The 896-nt window shown below is 73.3% G+C and carries 1 protein-coding gene; it reads left to right on the top strand.

Features of this window, described 5'->3' with window-relative positions; translation table 11 throughout:
* Positions 1-337 precede the first annotated feature (337 nt).
* Positions 338-896, top strand: a 559-nt coding sequence (locus tag DW299_RS14735; RefSeq protein WP_136037028.1) for an aminotransferase class I/II-fold pyridoxal phosphate-dependent enzyme, incomplete at its 3' end; no start/stop codon positions are given.

Below are 896 nucleotides of genomic sequence, written 5' to 3'. Positions count from 1 at the left end.
CGCGGTGGTGTCGCCCGCCCAGGCCGCCGCGTTCGCCGCGGCGGGCTTCGAGCTGTTCGAGGGCAAGGCCGCGACGCCCGAGCGCCTGTACGACTGCCGGGCGTTCGTGTGCCGGCTTCCCACCGCCGACCCCGCCGAGGTCACGAGGGAACGCTGACGCTCACCCTGCCCTCCGCCCCGACCCGGAGGCGGACTGGGCAATCTGCCCAGACCGAGCCCGCCGGGAGACGTTCGTCTGCGCGCGATGCCCACCATTCGCTACACCGATTGCCCAGGGGGCGACGTGCGTTCTAGGGTGGCGCGACACCACCCGGATCACAGCAAGGATGCTCTGACGATGCCCCTCTCCGCCCGTCCCGGCCTCGACGCCGTCCCCGCCTACCGTCAGGGCCGCTCGGCCCCCGCCGGTGCCTCGAAGCTCTCGTCCAACGAGTCCCCGCATCCGCCCCTGCCCTCCGTCGTGCAGGTCGTCCAAGAGCGCGTCGCCGGCATCCACCGCTACCCCGACATGAGTGCCGCGGCCGTGCGGCAGGCGCTCGCCGCGCGCCACGGCGTCGACGTCGACGAGGTCACGGTGGGAGCCGGATCGGTGGAGATCGCGGCCCAGCTGATCCACGCGGTCGCCGGCGCGGGTGACGAGGTCGTGTTCGCGTGGCGGTCATTCGAGGCGTACCCCTCGCTCGTGCGCATCGCGGGGGCCACGCCCGTGCCCGTTCCGCTCGACGCGCAGCACGGCCACGACCTCGACGCGATGCTCGCCGCGATCACCCCGCGCACCCGACTGGTGTTCGTGTGCAACCCGAACAACCCCACCGGCACGGTCGTCGACGCGGACGCGCTCGAGCGCTTCGTGGCCGCCGTGCCGCGCGACGTGCTCGTGGTGATCGACGAGGCGT

Origin of the sequence: Microbacterium sp. K35 (genome assembly GCF_004794375.1) — a bacterium.
GTDB lineage: Bacteria > Actinomycetota > Actinomycetes > Actinomycetales > Microbacteriaceae > Microbacterium > Microbacterium sufflavum.
Note: the sequence above shows the minus strand (reverse complement) of the source record. Positions and strands in the feature narration are given on the sequence as shown.